This window comes from Streptomyces sp. NPDC017991 (assembly GCF_044328075.1).
Lineage (GTDB): Bacteria > Actinomycetota > Actinomycetes > Streptomycetales > Streptomycetaceae > Streptomyces.
On the sequence record NZ_JBIRGP010000005.1, the window covers coordinates 212,115 to 227,201 of the forward strand.

The window sequence follows — 15,087 nt, forward strand, 5'->3', positions numbered from 1 at the left end:
GCGTGGCGTCCGTGTTCGGGGTGGGCCGGTCCGCATCGCAGCGTGTCGGCCCGGAGAAAGAACGGGCCGAGGAGGGCCGGGTGACGACCTATGACGATCGAGCGAGCCTTACAGATCTGACCACCACTGCGGAGAGAGTCCGCAGTTCGGTGGAGGAAGTGATCGAGGGCAAGCCTGAGGTCGTACGGCTTTCGCTGACCGTACTGCTCGCCGAGGGACACCTGCTCATCGAGGATGTCCCCGGCGTCGGCAAGACCATGCTGGCGAAGGCACTGGCGCGGTCCATCGACTGCTCGGTGCGACGTATTCAGTTCACGCCCGACCTGCTGCCCTCGGACATCACCGGGGTGTCCATCTGGGACCAGCAGAACAGGGAGTTCGAGTTCAAACCGGGGGCCATCTTCGCGCAGATCGTGATCGGGGACGAGATCAACCGCGCGTCGCCCAAGACCCAGTCGGCGCTCCTGGAGTCCATGGAGGAGCGCCAGGTCACCATCGACGGGCACACCTACGAGCTGCCCAGCCCCTTCATGGTGGTGGCCACGCAGAACCCGGTCGAGATGGAGGGCACCTATCCGCTGCCGGAAGCGCAGCGGGACCGTTTCATGGCCCGGGTCTCCATCGGCTATCCCAGCGCGGAGGCCGAGTTGCAGATGCTCGACATCCACGGCGGGGCCTCCCCGCTGGACGACCTCCAGCCGGTGGCGCACGCGCACGAGATCGTCAAGCTCATCGACGCGGTCCGCACGGTCCACGTCGCCGACCCGGTGCGCCGGTACGCGGTCGACCTGGTCGGCGCCACGCGCAGCCACCCGGACCTGAGACTCGGCGCCTCGCCGCGCGCAACGCTGCATCTGCTGCGCGCCGCGAAGGCGTCCGCCGCTCTCAGCGGCCGGGACTACGCACTGCCGGACGACGTGCAGGCTCTCGCCGTGGCGGTCCTGGCACACCGGCTGCTGCCCACCGCCCAGGCCCAGTTGAACCGTCGTACGGCCGAGCAGGTCGTCCTGGAGATCCTCCAGCGCACGGCCGTGCCCACGGCGCCCCAGGCGCCGGCCGGCCCGGCGATGGGCCGGGGTACGACCGCCTTCGGCCAGCAGCCGCCCCGGAGGCTGTGATGACAGGCGGGGGGATGCCGGCGGCGTCGGCCGAGGAGGACCAGGGCGGGATACGCACGGCTCTCGCCGGGCTCACCACGCGCGGGCGGTCGTTCCTGGCCGCCGGCATCGCGGCCGCCATCTGCGCGTACGTCCTGGGGCAGAGCGATCTGCTCCGGGTCGGGCTCCTGCTCGCCGTACTGCCGCTGGTCTGCACGGCCGTGCTGTACCGCACGCGCTACCGGGTCGCGGGCAGCCGCCGGCTCTCCCCGGCGCGGGTGCCGGCGGGCTCCGAGGCGCGGGTCCATCTGCGGATGGACAACGTCTCGCGGCTGCCCACCGGGCTGCTGATGCTCCAGGACCGGGTGCCGTACGTGCTGGGGCCGCGGCCCCGGTTCGTACTGGACCGGGTCGAGGCGACCGGCCGGCGCGAGGTGTCGTACCGCGTGCGTTCGGACCTGCGCGGGCGCTACCCGCTGGGCCCGTTGCAACTGCGGCTCAGCGACCCCTTCGGCATGTGCGAGCTGACCCGTTCCTTCTCGACGTACGACACCCTCACCGTCGTCCCGCGCGTGGAGGCCCTGCCGCCGGTCCGGCTGACCGGTGAGGCGAAGGGGTACGGCGACGGGCGGCAGCGCTCGCTCGCGCTGGCCGGTGAGGACGACGTGATCCCGCGCGGCTACCGCTACGGCGACGACCTGCGCAGGGTCCACTGGCGGCTGACCGCCCGGTACGGCGAGCTGATGGTGCGCCGCGAGGAGCAGCCGCAGCGGTCCCGCTGCACGGTGCTCCTCGACACCCGGGGCATCGCCTTCGACGGCGCGGGCCCCGACTCGGCCTTCGAGTGGGCCGTGTCGGGCACCGCGTCGACTCTGGTGCACATGCTCGAACGGGGCTTCTCCGTGCGGCTGCTGACCGACACCGGCACCTCGGTGCCCGGCGAGGGCTCCGACGGCTTCGCCGGGGCCAGCCAGGAGTCGGCGGACGCGGCGGGGCTGATGATGGACACCCTCGCGGTGATCGACTACTCCGACGGCACGGGCCTGTCCCGGGCGTACGAGGTGCTGCGCGGTGGCAACGAGGGGCTGCTGGTGGCCTTCCTCGGCGACCTGGACGAGGAACAGGCGTCGGTGCTCGCCAAGATGCGCCAGCGCAGCGGCGGGGCGATCGCCTTCCTGCTGGACAGCGGGGCATGGGTGCGGGGCACCCCCGACGAACAGGGCGAGGAGCGGCTTCGGATGCTGCGAGAGGCGGGCTGGACCGCTGTGGCCGTCCCGCCGGGCGTGAGCCTGGCCGACCTGTGGCGGGAGGCGGACCGGCAGCGCAACGGGGTCGCGTCCACGGGCAGCACGGCGGGAGGCGGTGGCTCATGAGCGGGCGCGCGCGACTGGCGCTGTGCGCCGCGGCGGCGACCCTGATGGCGTCCTGCGCCCTGCTGCCGCTGGTCGATCCGGCGACCTGGTTCCTTCAGGCGGCGTTCCTGGTCGCGGTGCAGACCGGGGTGGGCGCGGCGGCCCGGCGGGTGCCGCTCGCACGGCCGCTGACGATCGCGGTGCAGGCGTTGGTGACCCTGATGCTGCTGACGCTGTCGTTCGCCCGGGAGCAGGCCATCGCCGGGCTGCTGCCCGGCCCCGATGTGTTCCGTTACTTCGGTGAACTGCTCCAGGCGGGCGCGGACGACGTCAGCCGGTACTCGATCCCGGCGCCGCTCTCCGACGGCATCCGTCTGATGATGGTCGGCGGGGTCGTGGTGATCGGCCTCGCGGTGGACGCGCTCGCGGTGACGTTCCGCAGCGCCGCCCCCGCCGGACTGCCGCTGCTCGCGCTGTACTCCGTCGCCGCGGGTCTCGCGGACGGCGGCGCGGGATGGATCTGGTTCCTGCTGGCGGCCACCGGATATCTGGTGCTGCTGCTGGCCGAGGGACGTGACCGGCTCTCGCAGTGGGGGCGGGTCTTCGGCGGCGGGCCCCGCACACCGGGCGGAGATCCGTCGGGCGGCGCGACCGCGCCGGTCCGTACGGGACGGCGCATCGGCGCCGTCGCGCTCGGTGTCGCGCTGGTCGTTCCGCTCGCCCTGCCCGCACTCGACGGCGGGCTGCTGGACGCCGCTCGCACGGGTGTCGCCGCGGGTTCCGGTGGCGGCAACACGATCTCCGCGGTGAACCCCCTGGTCTCGCTGAGCGACAGCCTGAACGTGGACGAGGACCGCGAGGTCATGTCCTACCGCACCAACTCCGAGGAGACGCAGAACCTCTATCTGCGGATCGTCTCGCTCGACGAGTTCGACGGCACGGCGTGGAAGCCTGCCAAGCGCCACGTCGAGGACGTGCCGGGGGCCTTCCCGACGCCGCCCGGTCTCAGTGACGACGTCCAGCGCACCGAGGTGCAGACGAGGATCTCGGCGGCCGACTGGTACGCGCAGGACTGGCTGCCGCTGCCCTACCCGGCCAGCCAGGTGGGCATCAACGGCAAGTGGCGGTTCGAGCCCGTGGGCCGCACGCTCGTCGGCGACCACGGCCAGACGACCCGCGGCCAGGAGTACACGGTCAAGAGCCTGATCGTGCAGCCGACCGCGGATCAGCTCGCGAACGCGCCCGAGGCGCCGGAGGTACTGAAGCGCGAGTTCACCAAGGTGCCGAACTCGCTGCCGCCGGTGGTGGCCGCGACGGCACGGCAGATCACGGCGGACTCGGCCAACGACTACGAGCGCGCGGTGAAGCTGCAGGACTGGTTCGCCCTGGAGGGCGGCTTCACGTACGACACGGAGGTGAAGGTCGGCAGCGGGTCCCAGGCGATAGCGCGTTTCCTCAGGGACAAGGAGGGCTTCTGCGTCCACTTCTCCTTCGCGATGGCCTCCATGGCCCGCACGCTGGGCATACCGGCCCGGGTCGCGGTGGGCTTCACGCCTGGTTCGCCCAAGTCGGACGGCACGATGTCGGTGGGACTGCGGGACGCGCACGCCTGGCCCGAGCTGTACTTCGAGGGCGTGGGCTGGACCCGCTTCGAGCCGACACCGAACCGGGGCTCGGTCCCCGAGTACACCCGCACGGACACGCCCGGCGCGGCGGTTCCCGACCCGGACGCGCCGTCGCGTTCCTCGTCCACGGCGCCCTCCGCCGCCCCGTCGGGCAGCGAGGAGTGCACGGCGGCCGAGAAGAAGCTGGAGCAGCCCTGCGCCGACGATTCCCCGCAGGCGGCGTTCGGCACGACGAACGACGATCCGCCGTGGTGGCTGTCCCTGCTCCTGTGGCTCGCGGGCGGGCTCGCCGTGGGCACGCTGCCGCTGCTGCCGATGCTGTGGCGGATGCGGACCCGCTCGGTGCGGCTCGGTTCGCACCGCTGGACCACGGCGGACACCGGGGGCGGCCCGTCGGCGGCCGGGCAGGGCGCCGACGGCGACCCGGCGCGTGACCTCCGGCTCGAATCGCACGGCCTGACCGAGGCGCGCACCGCGGCCGTCGCGCTGGAGGCCTGGCAGGAGGTCAGTGACACGGCGTGGGACTTCGGTATCCCTCCCGACGAGTCGCAGACACCGCGCAAGGCCGCGGCGAGGATCGTCCGCGTCGGGCATCTGGAGCCGGAGGCCGCGGCCTCCGTCCACCGGATCGCCGACGCGGTGGAGCAGGTCCTGTACGCGCCGAGCCCCCGGCCGGCCCCGGGGCTGGGCGCCGACGTCCGCCGGATGACCCAGGGCCTGCGGGCCACCGCCGGCCGCGGTACGCGCCTGCGCGCACTGCTCGCGCCGCGCTCGGCCGTCCGGGTGGTGTGGGCGGCCTCCGAGAGGTGGCACGCGCTGAAGTACCGCACCGCGGCTCGCTGGACGGCCCTGATCCGACGCCCGTCGGGACAGGGCGGCAGCGGAGCCTGATCCGGCCGGCTGCCGAGTCGAGACAGCTTCGCCGTCTCGACTCGGCAGCCGTCACCGGGGCGGCTTCACCCGCCCCACCACCGCGCATCGCCGCGCCGCCACGCGGACGCGTCCTCGGCTGGTCTCGGCTCCCGCATGGCCGTGGTGGCCAAACCCGTGGCAGCCGGGCACGCCGAAGGGGCGGTCACCTCGACGGTGATCGCCCCTTCGTGCGTCTGTCCGGCCGGAACCCGGTGGGCTACTGGCCGCCCTGCTCGTCACGGCGCCGCTGCCAGCGCTGTTCGATGCGGTCCATCATGGAGCGCCGCTGCCGACCCTGACGACGGGCCTGCGGAGCACCCGGCGCACCCGCCGCGGGCTGTTCACCCGGCTTGGGGGCCTTGCGCCAACCGGTGACGGCGAGCACCGCGCAGCCCAGCATGACGAGAAAACCCACCACGCTGACCCAGATCTGCTGTGCGACCATTCCGGCCATGAGGAGCGCGATACCTACGAGGAAGCCGGCGACCGCCTGGTAGACCCGTCGCCGGGTGTACGTACGCAGCCCGCTTCCCTCAAGCGCTGTCGCGAACTTGGGATCTTCGGCGTACAGCGCTCGCTCCATCTGCTCGAGCATTCGCTGCTCGTGCTCCGAGAGCGGCACGGCGTCCTCCTCATCGTGCAGTCGCCGGGGCGACCGGGGGTCCCCTTCAGGATAGGCAGGGAATCGCCCCCGTGAAACCCGCCCCTCTGCGCCAATTCGCCAACCGGAACCCGCCATGGCTTTCCGATCCACTGAGGCGTAGATTCCCCAGCGACCGGCCCGTCATGCCGGACGGTCTCCCCCGATCATACGGCTCCGAGCGCCCGATCGGGGGGCCTGTGGCGTACTCCATCTGCTGTCGCGCCCCTGATCAGCGGTGCGACGCGGTGGCAACTCACCCCTCAGCCGACTCCCGCGTCTCACCGAGCACATGAAGCTGCGTGGCAACGGAGTGGAAGGCGGCGAGTTCGGCGGCCGCGGTCTCCAGTTTCAGCAGGGCGTCCAGGGCGCCCGGCTCGGTGTCCACGAGGACCCCGGGGACCAGGTCCGCGAAGACCCGCACGCCGTGCACGGCGCCGACGTCCAGGCCCGCGCCCTCGACCAGAGCGGTGAGCTGATCGGCCGTGAAGCGGTGCGGAACAGGATCACCCTCGCCCCAGCGGCCGTCCGGGTCACTCAGGGCCTGGCGGGCCTCCGTGAAGTGTCCGGCGAGGGCCCGTGCGAGCACGGCGCCGCCCAGTCCGGCGGCGAGCAGGCTGAGGACGCCCTCGGTGCGCAGCGCGCCGACGGCGTTGCGCAGGCCCTCGGCGGGGTCGTCCATGTACTCAAGGACGCCATGGCACAGCACCGCGTCGTAGCCGCCGCGCTCGACGACGTCGAAGAGGCCGTGCGCGTCGCCCTGGACTCCCTGGACGCGGTCGGCGACGTCGGCCTCGGCGGCCCGGCGCTCCAGCGCGAACAGCGCGTTCGGGCTGGGGTCCACGACGGTGACGCGATGGCCGAGCCGGGCCACGGGCACCGCGAAGTTGCCGCTGCCGCCTCCGGTGTCGAGCACGTCCAGCGACTCCCGGCCCGTGGCCTTGACCCGGCGGACGAGGGCGTCCTTCAGAACGTCCCAGACGACGGCGGTACGGAGAGAGGCGCGGGGACTGGAGGGGCCGGAGCGCGGCGACGCCGACTGAGGGCGGCGGGGGGAGACGGGCGGGCGCATCGGGTCCGACACGGCAGTTGACTCCTCGGCGCGGCACCGCCTCGGTACGGCGGAGCGATGGGCATACCTCCCCCGCCGTGTCCGGCGCCGGGGAGATTCAGGCGTCCCAACCCTATTGCCTCACGCCCGCTGCCCGGCCCCCCGTCTCGCGCGCCGGACGCACGGCCCCTCACCGGCCCTGACCGCCGGACGGACATCCGGGCGGCCACCGGGGCGGTCGTCCGGGCAGACGTCCGCGCGCACGTCCGGGCGGCCGGTGCCACCGCCGGGCGGACCGCGACCGTCCCCGCGCAGCCGTCGGCGCGCTCGCCGGAACCGGACCCCGAGCCCGCGGCCGGGCCCGGGTGCCGTCGTCGTCATCAGCCCGCGTCCGGGACGTCCTGCACATCCCGGGGGCCCGGCACGATCCGTGTCTCCTGGGCGGCCCGGCCGCCCTGGCCACCCTCGTGCCGCGGCTGGGGCAGGACCGGCTGGAGCACCAGCATGCGCTCGACGAGGCGGAGGAACATCGCCACGTCACGCAGCAGGTCGTCGGCGTCCCGGATACTCGCGGCGCCCTGGATGCCGGCCTCCGCGCGGGCCCGGCGGCGGGCTCCGGAGGCGAACAGCACGCTCCACTCGGCGAGTTCGGGCGCTATCTCGGGCAGCACTTCCCAAGCGCTCCGGATCTTGGCCCGGCGCCTCTCGGTGGTCTCGGGCCGGCCGCGGGCGGCGAGCACCGCCGCGGCGGTGCGCAGGGCGGCCAGGTGTGCCGTCGCGTACCGGTCGTTGGGCATTTCCAGCAGGGCCGCCTCGTCGAGTCCGGCGCGGGCCTGGGCGAGCAGATCGAGGGCGGCGGGCGGGGCCGTGGCACGGCGGAGCACGGGGTGCACATCGCTCGCCGGTACGGTCAGTGAGGGGGCAGGGCCGGTGGCGCGGCGCCGGCGGGCGGCGGCTGCGGAAGAGCTGGCCATGACGAACCTCCTGTCGTCGTGTGACGGCACACCCCGACGGGAGATGCCGTATGTGCCTATCGTGCGGTATGCCACTGACAATCCGTTCTGACCTGCACTTTTGCTTCACTCATAGGTTCGGAGTAGTTTTTGCACTGACCAGTCAGTGCAAAAACTTTGCGGTTCGACCGGTGCAGCCGGTCCCACCGGTGCAGCCGGCTGAAGGACCCGGAGAGTGGGGGAAGTTGTGGACGGTCCGCACGGACTCGGCGTCACGGCCGAGGACTTCGGGCTCAAGGGACCCCGTGGCTGGGCGTTCCGCGGCGTGGACATCGAGGCCGATCCCGGTTCGCTGATCGCGGTCGAAGGACCCTCGGGCTCGGGCCGTACGTGCCTGCTGCTGGCGCTCAGCGGGCGGATGAGACCCAGCGAGGGACACGCGAGAGTGGGGCTCTGCGAGCTGCCGAAGCAGATGGCGGCGGTCCGCCGGGTCAGCGCGCTGGCCCATGTGCCCGGCGTCACCGACCTGGAGCCCGCCCTGTCCGTCGCCGAGCACCTCCGGGAGCGCGCACTGCTCCAGCGGCGGTTCGGCGGCCCCGTACGCGGGCTGCTGCGACCGCGTCAGGAGCGGCTGATGGAGGCCCGGCTGCGGGTCGACAGCGCGCTGGCCGCCGCCGGGCTCGACCGGGAGGCACTGCCCAAGGGCTCCAGGACCGCCGTGCGCGACCTGGAACGCCTGGAGGCGCTGCGGCTGTCCGTGGCCCTCGCCCTGATCGGCCGCCCCCGGCTGCTGGGGATCGACGACACCGACCTGAAGCTCTCGGCTGCCGAACGGACCGAGGTCTGGGCGCTGCTGCGCTCCCTGACCGAGGCCGGGACCACGGTCGTCGCGGTGTGCAGCGAGGCCCCCGAAGGCGCGGTCGTGGTGTCCACGGGATCCGCCGCCACACCGGCCCACGACCGGGACCCGGACCCGGACCCGGACCGCCCCGACGACCACGACAAGGAGACAGTGGATGCGCTCGCCGAAACTGGCCGCGCTTGAGCTCAGGCGCTTCGGCAGGGGCAGGCTCCCGCGTGCGGCACTGGCCGCGCTCCTCTTGCTGCCCCTGCTGTACGGCGCCCTCTACCTGTGGTCGTTCTGGGACCCGTACGGCCGTCTCGACCGCATCCCCGTGGCGCTCGTGAACGACGACCGGGGAGCCACCGCCGCCGACAAGAAGGTCGTGCTGGGCGACGAGATCACCAAGGGGCTGCGCAGGAGCGACACTTTCGAGTGGCACGAGGTGAGCGCCTCGGCGGCCCGCGAGGGTGTCGAGAACGGCGATTACTACCTGTCGCTGACCATGCCGTCCGACTTCAGTAGGAGGATCGCCTCCAGTTCGGGCGACTCCCCGGAGACGGGCGCCCTCCAGGTGCGTACGAACGACGCGAACAACTACATCGTCGGGCAGATCTCACTGACGGTCTTCAGCGAGGTGCGCACGGCCGCCTCGACCAAGGCGTCACGGTCGTTCCTCGACAAGATCTACGTCTCGTTCTCCGACATCCACGGGAAGACCGAGAAGGCCGCCGAGGGGGCCGACAGCCTGTCCGGTGGCATCGGGAAGGCGAAGAAGGGCTCGAAGGACCTCGCGGACGGCCTCGCGGACGCCGAGAAGGGCAGCGGCAAGCTCTCCGCGGGGCTGAGGAAGCTCGACACGGGAGCGGGCGACCTGGAGGACGGCTCGCGGCAGGTCTCGGAGGGCACGCAGACCCTCGCGGACAAGGTCAACGGCGTCGCGGACAAGGTGGGGCCCTTCCTGAAGGGCAACGAGAAGGAGATCGGCGACACCGCCCGGCTCGTCGCGGACTCCGCGTCGGTCGTCCGCGGCAACCTCGACACGCTGGCGAGGACGGCCCCGGCCGCCGCCAGGAGCGCGCGCACCGCCTCCGACACGCTGAACGGCATCTACAAGGCACGCTGCGAGAACCAGGACCTGCCGCTGCCCGACGCCGCCTGCCCGGACCTGAAGAAGGCCAAGGACGCGGCGGCGGACGTGGCGGAGGTCGCCGACGACGTCGACACGCTGGTGGCCGGCCAGGACGGCGACCTGAAGTCGCTGGACAAGCACCTGGCCACCCTGGAGAAGCAGGCGCGGGCGCTGGCCGACCGCTCACCGCATCTGTCCGAGGACCTCGCCACGGCCGTCTCGAAGATCAACGAGCTGAACAAGGGGGCCGGGAAGGTCGCCAAGGGGGCCAGGACCCTGCACACGGGTCTCGGCACGGCCAAGAAGGGCGCCACCGACCTCGACAGCGGGATCGGCAGGCTGGGGACGGGCGCGAACGACCTCGAAGGGGGCATGTACAAGCTCGCCGACGGCTCGGGGAAGCTCGCCGGCGGACTCCACGACGGCGCGGGAAAGATCCCGGACTACGACAAGAAGGACCGTGATCAGCGCACCGGGGTCATGGCCGACCCCGTACAGCTCGCTTCGAAGGACCTGCACAAGGCACCCAACTACGGCACCGGTTTCGCCCCGTACTTCATTCCGCTCTCCCTGTGGGTGGGCGCGATGGTCGCCTACATGCTGATCCCGCCGCTCAACCGGCGCGCGCTCGCCGCGGGCGCCCCCGCCTGGCGGATCGCGCTGGCGGGCTGGCTGCCGGTGGCCGCCCTGGGAGTGCTGCAGACGGTCGCGCTGATGTCCGTACTGCACTGGGCGATCGGCCTGGAGGCGGTGCGGGCGGCCGGGACGGTGGCCTTCCTGTTCCTGGTGACGGCCTGTTTCGCGGCGATCGTCCAGTGGCTCAACGCACGCTTCGGAGCGGCCGGCCGGATCCTCGTCCTCGCGCTCCTGATGCTCCAGCTGACCTCGGCCGGCGGCACGTATCCCGTGCAGACCAGCCCGGGCTTCTTCAACGCGATCCACCCCTTCATGCCGATGAGTTACGTCGTCGACGCCCTGAGGAGACTCATCACGGGCGGCGGCCTGGGGCCGGTCTGGCAGGCGTGCGCCGTCCTCACCGCCTTCACGCTGGGCGCCCTCGCGCTCACCGCGGTGTCCGCGCGACGCCGACAGGTGTGGACCCTCGACCGACTTCACCCGGAGCTGAGCCTGTGACAATCGGGGCCATGGAAAGCAGCAGGACGGTGGACAGCGGCGGCGGCCGGCGGCAGGCGACCCGGCAGAAGCTCTACGAGGCGGCGGTGACCCTCATCGCCGAGCAGGGCTTCTCCGCCACCACCGTGGACGAGATCGCCGAGCGTGCCGGAGTGGCGAAGGGCACGGTCTACTACAACTTCGCGAGCAAGTCCGTCCTCTTCGAAGAGCTCCTCCGGCACGGGGTGGGGCTGCTCACCGCCTCGCTGCGGGAGGCGGTCGACAGGACCGACGAGGACGGCGGCAGCCGGGTCGACGCGCTGGACGCGATGATCCGGGCGGGCCTCGTCTTCATCGGCCGCTACCCGGCCTTCACCCAGCTCTACGTCGCTGAACTGTGGCGTACCAACCGGGCCTGGCAGTCGACGCTGATGGTGGTCAGACAGCAGGCCGTCGCGGTCGTCGAGGACGTCCTGCGCGACGGGATCGCGAACGGCGAGCTGAGCGACGAGATCGACACGCCGCTGACGGCGGCGGCGCTGGTCGGCATGGTGCTGGTGGCGGCCCTGGACTGGCAGGCGTTCCAGCCGCAGCGCTCCCTGGACGACGTCCACGCGGCGCTGTCCCTGCTGCTCCAGGGGAGGGTCGGCGGCGAGCGCCTCGGACCCGAATGACACAGGTGACACACCTGACACAAGTCACACAGCGGCACGGCAGGCACGGTAGGCACAGGTGAACGCCGGTCCGGAGTGGCCGCGTCCCCCGCGGGCCACGCCGGACCGGCGCCCCTCCTGTGCTCCCCCGTGCGTCCCCCGTACATCCCCCAGTGGTCCCCGACGGACACCCCGTTCCGGTCTCCCTCGGGACCCCCCGTGCCTCGCTCCCGCCGAGTGATCGGCGGAAGGAGCGGTAGAGGGCGCCGCCCGTTCCGCCGCCCCGTGTCGGCGGTACCGGAACCGCGCCCCTTTCCGTGCCTCCACTCTCTCGTTCGCGCAGGTGGGAACCCATCCGCGCGCGTACTCAACTCACTCCCTAGGTACGCGTACTCAGCCCTGGGCACTCATGCCCAGGACATGCCGTTGCCGACTGGTTACGATCGCGTCCGTGTCCGTACTCCCCCTGGTGTTCACCAGCGGCTGGGCCAGCGGTGTCAACGCGTACGCGGTGGTGCTGCTCCTCGGTCTCTTCGGCGCGACCGGACTGACCGACGAGGTCCCCGAGTCGCTGCAGCGCCCCGAAGTCCTCGTCGTGGCCGGCGTCCTGTTCGTCTGCGAGGCCGTCGCCGACAAGATCCCGTACGTGGACTCGGTGTGGGACACCGTGCACACCGTGATCCGCCCGGTGTCGGGAGCCGTCGTCGCGGCGCTGCTCGCCGGGCAGAGCGGTTCCCTGTCCGAGCTGGCGGCCGGGGCGATCGGCGGCTCCTCCGCCCTGGCCAGCCACACCGTCAAGGCCGGGACGCGGATGGCGATCAACACCTCGCCCGAACCGTTCAGCAACGTCGTGATGAGCACCGCGGAGGATCTCGGGGTCGCCGGGATCCTGACCTTCGCGATGTTCCACCCCGAAGCCGCGGCCATCATCGCGGGTGTCCTGCTGCTGGCCGGTCTGCTGGTGCTCTACTTCCTGATCTCGCGGATCAGACGGTTCCTGCGGCGCCGGGCCCAGCGCCGGGAGGAGAGACGGCTCGTGGACCGGCTCGGGCCGCCACCGCCCGGCTGAGCCCGGCTGCCCCGGCAGGTGTCCGGGGCCGCGGGCCCGTTGTCGGTGGCGGCCGATAAGGTCCCTGGCATGGCACGTATTGTGGTGATCGGCGCCGGGATGGGCGCGATGGCGGCCGCTGCCCGGCTGGCCGTCGCGGGCCACCGGGTGACGGTGTACGAGCGGGCGGCGACGTACGGCGGAGCGGTGGGCCGCTTCGAGCGCGACGGGTTCGCCTTCGACACGGGCCCCGGGCTGCTCCAACTGCCCGCGGTCTACCGCGATCTGTTCGTCAAGACCGGCAAGGAGCCCCTGGAGGCGTGCGTCGACCTGGTCCAGGTCGACCCGGCGGCACGGCACGTCTTCGCCGACGGCACGGAGGTCGCGCTGCCCAACGCCTCACGCGCGGGGGTCGTCTCGGCCCTGGACGGGGTGCTGGGGGCGGGCGCCGGTGAGCGCTGGGGCGACTTCCTGGTCCGGGCCCGCGAGGCCTGGGACCGGACACGCAGGCCGCTCCTGGAGGAGCCGCTGTGGGCCGACTGGCAGGTACTGGGCGAGCGCGAGCCCTATCCGGCGCTGCGGCAGCGGCGCCTGCTGCGCACCCGTACGGCGACCCGGCTCTCGGAGGTCGGCGCCCGGGAGCTGGGCGACCCCCGCCTCGCCGCCCTCCTGGAGAGCTACGCGCTGGCGTACGGCCTCGACCCGCGCGCGGTCCCGGCGAGCGCGGCCGTCCTGCCGTACATGGAGCACGCCTTCGGCGCGTGGTACGTGCGCGGCGGGATCCGCGAGCTGGCGCGAGCCGTCCACGAGCGGTGCGTGGCCCGGCGGGTGGAGTTCGTCTTCGGGGCCGAGGTCGTCGCGGTCACCGAGAAGGACGGCCGGGCGACCGGCGTGGAGCTGCGCGACGGAACCGTCACCGAGGCGGACTTCGTGGTGGGCGGCCCGCCGGAGCTGCTGAAGAGCCTGACGGGCCGTGACGATCTGTACGCGGGCCAGGCCCCCGGGCCACATCCCGCACCCCCGTCCTGCGGCAAGGCCGTGGTCTGCCTCGCCCTGCGCGGCCCGCGCGAGGCGGGCGCCGCGCACCGCACGGTCGTGCACACCGCGGACCGGGCCGAGGAGCTGGACCACACCTTCAGGGCGGGTGCGGCGGCGCCGCGGCCCACGGTCTGGGTGAACCGTCCGGATGATCCGCTGCTGCGCCCGGACGACGCCCACGAGTCCGTGGTGCTCACGGCGACGGTGCCGTCCCTCGCGCGCCACGACTGGGCGGCGGCGGGTGCCGCCGACGCCTTCGCGGACCGCATGGTCGCCGCCGCGGAGCGGGCCGTGCCGGAGCTGCGCGGGCGCGTGCTGTGGCGGGAGGTACGGACGCCCCTGCACACGGAGCGGGAGACCGGCGCCCCGGGCGGCGGTGTGCCCGCTCCCGCGCTGGCCGGCGCGGGCGGCACACGCCTGCGGCCGGGCAACGCCACCCGTATACCGGGCCTGTTCGCGGTCGGCGGCTGGGCGCACCCCGGCGGCGGGCTTCCGCATGCCGGGATGTCGGGGTCGCTGGTCGCCGGACTGATCGTGGAGGGGCCGGACTTCAGGGGTTCGCAGTGACGGTGACGGCGATCCCGGGGTGAGACCGCGCCGGTACCGCCGCCGAAGCCGGTACCGCTGTCAGTACCGGTACTGCTGCTCGTCGTACCCGCCCTGCTGCTGACCGTTGCCCTCGTACGGATACGGCTGCTCCGGCGGGAGTTCGCCTCCGTAGGGGTCCTCGGTGGTCCGCTGCTGCGGTACCCAGACACCGCCGGGCGGAGTGTTCTCGCCGCCGCCGTAGGCACCCGCGGCGTACTGGTCCTGTTCGTAACCCTGCTGCCCCTGCTGTCCCTGTTGCCCGTACTGCTGCTGCGAGGCGTCGTAGGACTGGCCGTAGGAGGCGGCGTCGTAGGACTGCGAGCCGACGTACGGGTCGGAGTAGGCGGCGTACTGCTGCTGTCCGGTGTCGTAGCCGTACTGCTGCTGGTCGTAGCCCGAGTAGCCGTCGTACCCGTAGTTCTGGGCGAACTGGTCCTGGGACTGACCCTGGTCGGCCTCGCCGCCCTGCGCCTGTGCCTGGGCGGAGGCGGCATAGGCGGCGTCGGCGGCCGCCGCGTAGGCGGCTTCGCTGTAGACGCCGTACTGGCCGGTGTCGTCGGGCAGCGGCTGCGGCTCGTAGACCGCGGTGGACTCGGCGGCGTTCGCGGGGCGCTGTCCGAAGACCGAGTCCTCGCGTCCGAAGGCGTCGTCCCCGCCGAAGCTCTCGCTGCGGCCGAAGTCGCCCTGAGGATACGTTCCGCTCTGCGCGGCCTGGAGGTCCGTGACCTCCAGGGTCGGTTCCTGCCGGTCGGGTTCGCCACGGCGGCGCTTGGTGATGCCCGGCCGTCCGGCGACGGCCCAGCCGGCCGCGAAGCCACTGCGGAACGACAGCGTGACGTACGTCTGTCCGACGGCGAAGGCGGCGGCGCCCAGACCGATGACCACCACCGACGGGATCAGGACACCTATGACCACCCCGAGGAAGCCGCCGAAGGCCAGCAGCCGCCAGCGCAGCCGCGCCTTGTACTGCAGCAGAACCTCGCCGAGCAGCCACAGCGCGACGATGCCGAATGCGATGTAGAGGACCGTCCAGCCCATGTACGC

12 protein-coding genes are annotated in these 15,087 nt (G+C 72.7%); 8 read left to right on the forward strand and 4 right to left on the reverse strand.

All coding sequences use genetic code 11. The features are described from left to right. The first annotated feature begins 80 nt into the window (after positions 1 to 80). From ACH4DZ_RS17235 to ACH4DZ_RS17245, 3 genes are read left to right on the forward strand one after another with little or no spacing between them, the layout of a single operon-like run. Entirely contained in the window at positions 81 to 1,118 is a 1,038-nt protein-coding gene (locus ACH4DZ_RS17235) for an AAA family ATPase (RefSeq protein ID WP_398287950.1), read from the forward strand. Beyond that, entirely contained in the window at positions 1,118 to 2,470 is a 1,353-nt protein-coding gene (locus ACH4DZ_RS17240) for a DUF58 domain-containing protein (RefSeq protein WP_398287952.1), read from the forward strand. Before ACH4DZ_RS17235 ends, ACH4DZ_RS17240 begins: the two co-directional genes overlap by 1 nt. After that, positions 2,467 to 4,965, forward strand: a complete 2,499-nt coding sequence (locus ACH4DZ_RS17245) for a DUF3488 and DUF4129 domain-containing transglutaminase family protein (RefSeq protein ID WP_398287953.1) — start codon at positions 2,467 to 2,469, stop codon at positions 4,963 to 4,965. The genes ACH4DZ_RS17240 and ACH4DZ_RS17245 overlap by 4 nt, the downstream gene beginning before the upstream one ends. A gap of 238 nt (positions 4,966 to 5,203) precedes the next feature. On the opposite strand, the gene ACH4DZ_RS17250 is transcribed toward ACH4DZ_RS17245, so the two are convergent. The 3 genes from ACH4DZ_RS17250 to ACH4DZ_RS17260 form a co-directional block, all read right to left on the reverse strand. Continuing rightward, on the reverse strand, positions 5,204 to 5,608 hold the full coding sequence (locus ACH4DZ_RS17250) for a DUF3040 domain-containing protein (RefSeq protein ID WP_189779038.1): 405 nt from the start codon (positions 5,606 to 5,608) through the stop codon (positions 5,204 to 5,206). 274 nt (positions 5,609 to 5,882) lie between these two features. Further along, complete coding sequence (locus tag ACH4DZ_RS17255) at positions 5,883 to 6,710, reverse strand: class I SAM-dependent methyltransferase (RefSeq protein WP_398287954.1); 828 nt, start codon at positions 6,708 to 6,710, stop codon at positions 5,883 to 5,885. A 347-nt stretch (positions 6,711 to 7,057) separates the two neighbouring features. Further along, the gene (locus ACH4DZ_RS17260) at positions 7,058 to 7,651 is read right to left on the reverse strand and encodes an SAV_6107 family HEPN domain-containing protein (RefSeq protein WP_398287955.1); all 594 of its coding nucleotides are present in this window, start codon (positions 7,649 to 7,651) and stop codon (positions 7,058 to 7,060) included. 214 nt (positions 7,652 to 7,865) lie between these two features. Between ACH4DZ_RS17260 and ACH4DZ_RS17265 the strand changes: the two genes are divergently transcribed. From ACH4DZ_RS17265 to ACH4DZ_RS17285, 5 genes are all read left to right on the forward strand, one after another. Further along, on the forward strand, positions 7,866 to 8,675 hold the full coding sequence (locus ACH4DZ_RS17265; protein WP_398287956.1) for an ATP-binding cassette domain-containing protein: 810 nt from the start codon (positions 7,866 to 7,868) through the stop codon (positions 8,673 to 8,675). Next, on the forward strand, positions 8,647 to 10,737 hold the full coding sequence (locus tag ACH4DZ_RS17270) for a YhgE/Pip family protein (protein WP_398287957.1): 2,091 nt from the start codon (positions 8,647 to 8,649) through the stop codon (positions 10,735 to 10,737). Before ACH4DZ_RS17265 ends, ACH4DZ_RS17270 begins: the two co-directional genes overlap by 29 nt. A gap of 11 nt (positions 10,738 to 10,748) precedes the next feature. Continuing rightward, positions 10,749 to 11,390: a TetR/AcrR family transcriptional regulator gene (locus ACH4DZ_RS17275; RefSeq protein WP_398287958.1), complete on the forward strand. Its 642-nt coding sequence runs from the start codon at positions 10,749 to 10,751 to the stop codon at positions 11,388 to 11,390. 430 nt (positions 11,391 to 11,820) lie between these two features. After that, positions 11,821 to 12,438: a DUF4126 domain-containing protein gene (locus tag ACH4DZ_RS17280; RefSeq protein WP_398287959.1), complete on the forward strand. Its 618-nt coding sequence runs from the start codon at positions 11,821 to 11,823 to the stop codon at positions 12,436 to 12,438. A gap of 69 nt (positions 12,439 to 12,507) precedes the next feature. Next, positions 12,508 to 14,022, forward strand: a complete 1,515-nt coding sequence (locus ACH4DZ_RS17285) for a phytoene desaturase family protein (RefSeq protein ID WP_398287960.1) — start codon at positions 12,508 to 12,510, stop codon at positions 14,020 to 14,022. Positions 14,023 to 14,082: 60 nt separating this feature from the next. On the opposite strand, the gene ACH4DZ_RS17290 is transcribed toward ACH4DZ_RS17285, so the two are convergent. Continuing rightward, positions 14,083 to 15,081, reverse strand: coding sequence for a hypothetical protein (locus ACH4DZ_RS17290; protein ID WP_398287961.1), 999 nt, complete (start codon positions 15,079 to 15,081; stop codon positions 14,083 to 14,085). Between the last annotated feature and the right edge of the window lie 6 nt (positions 15,082 to 15,087).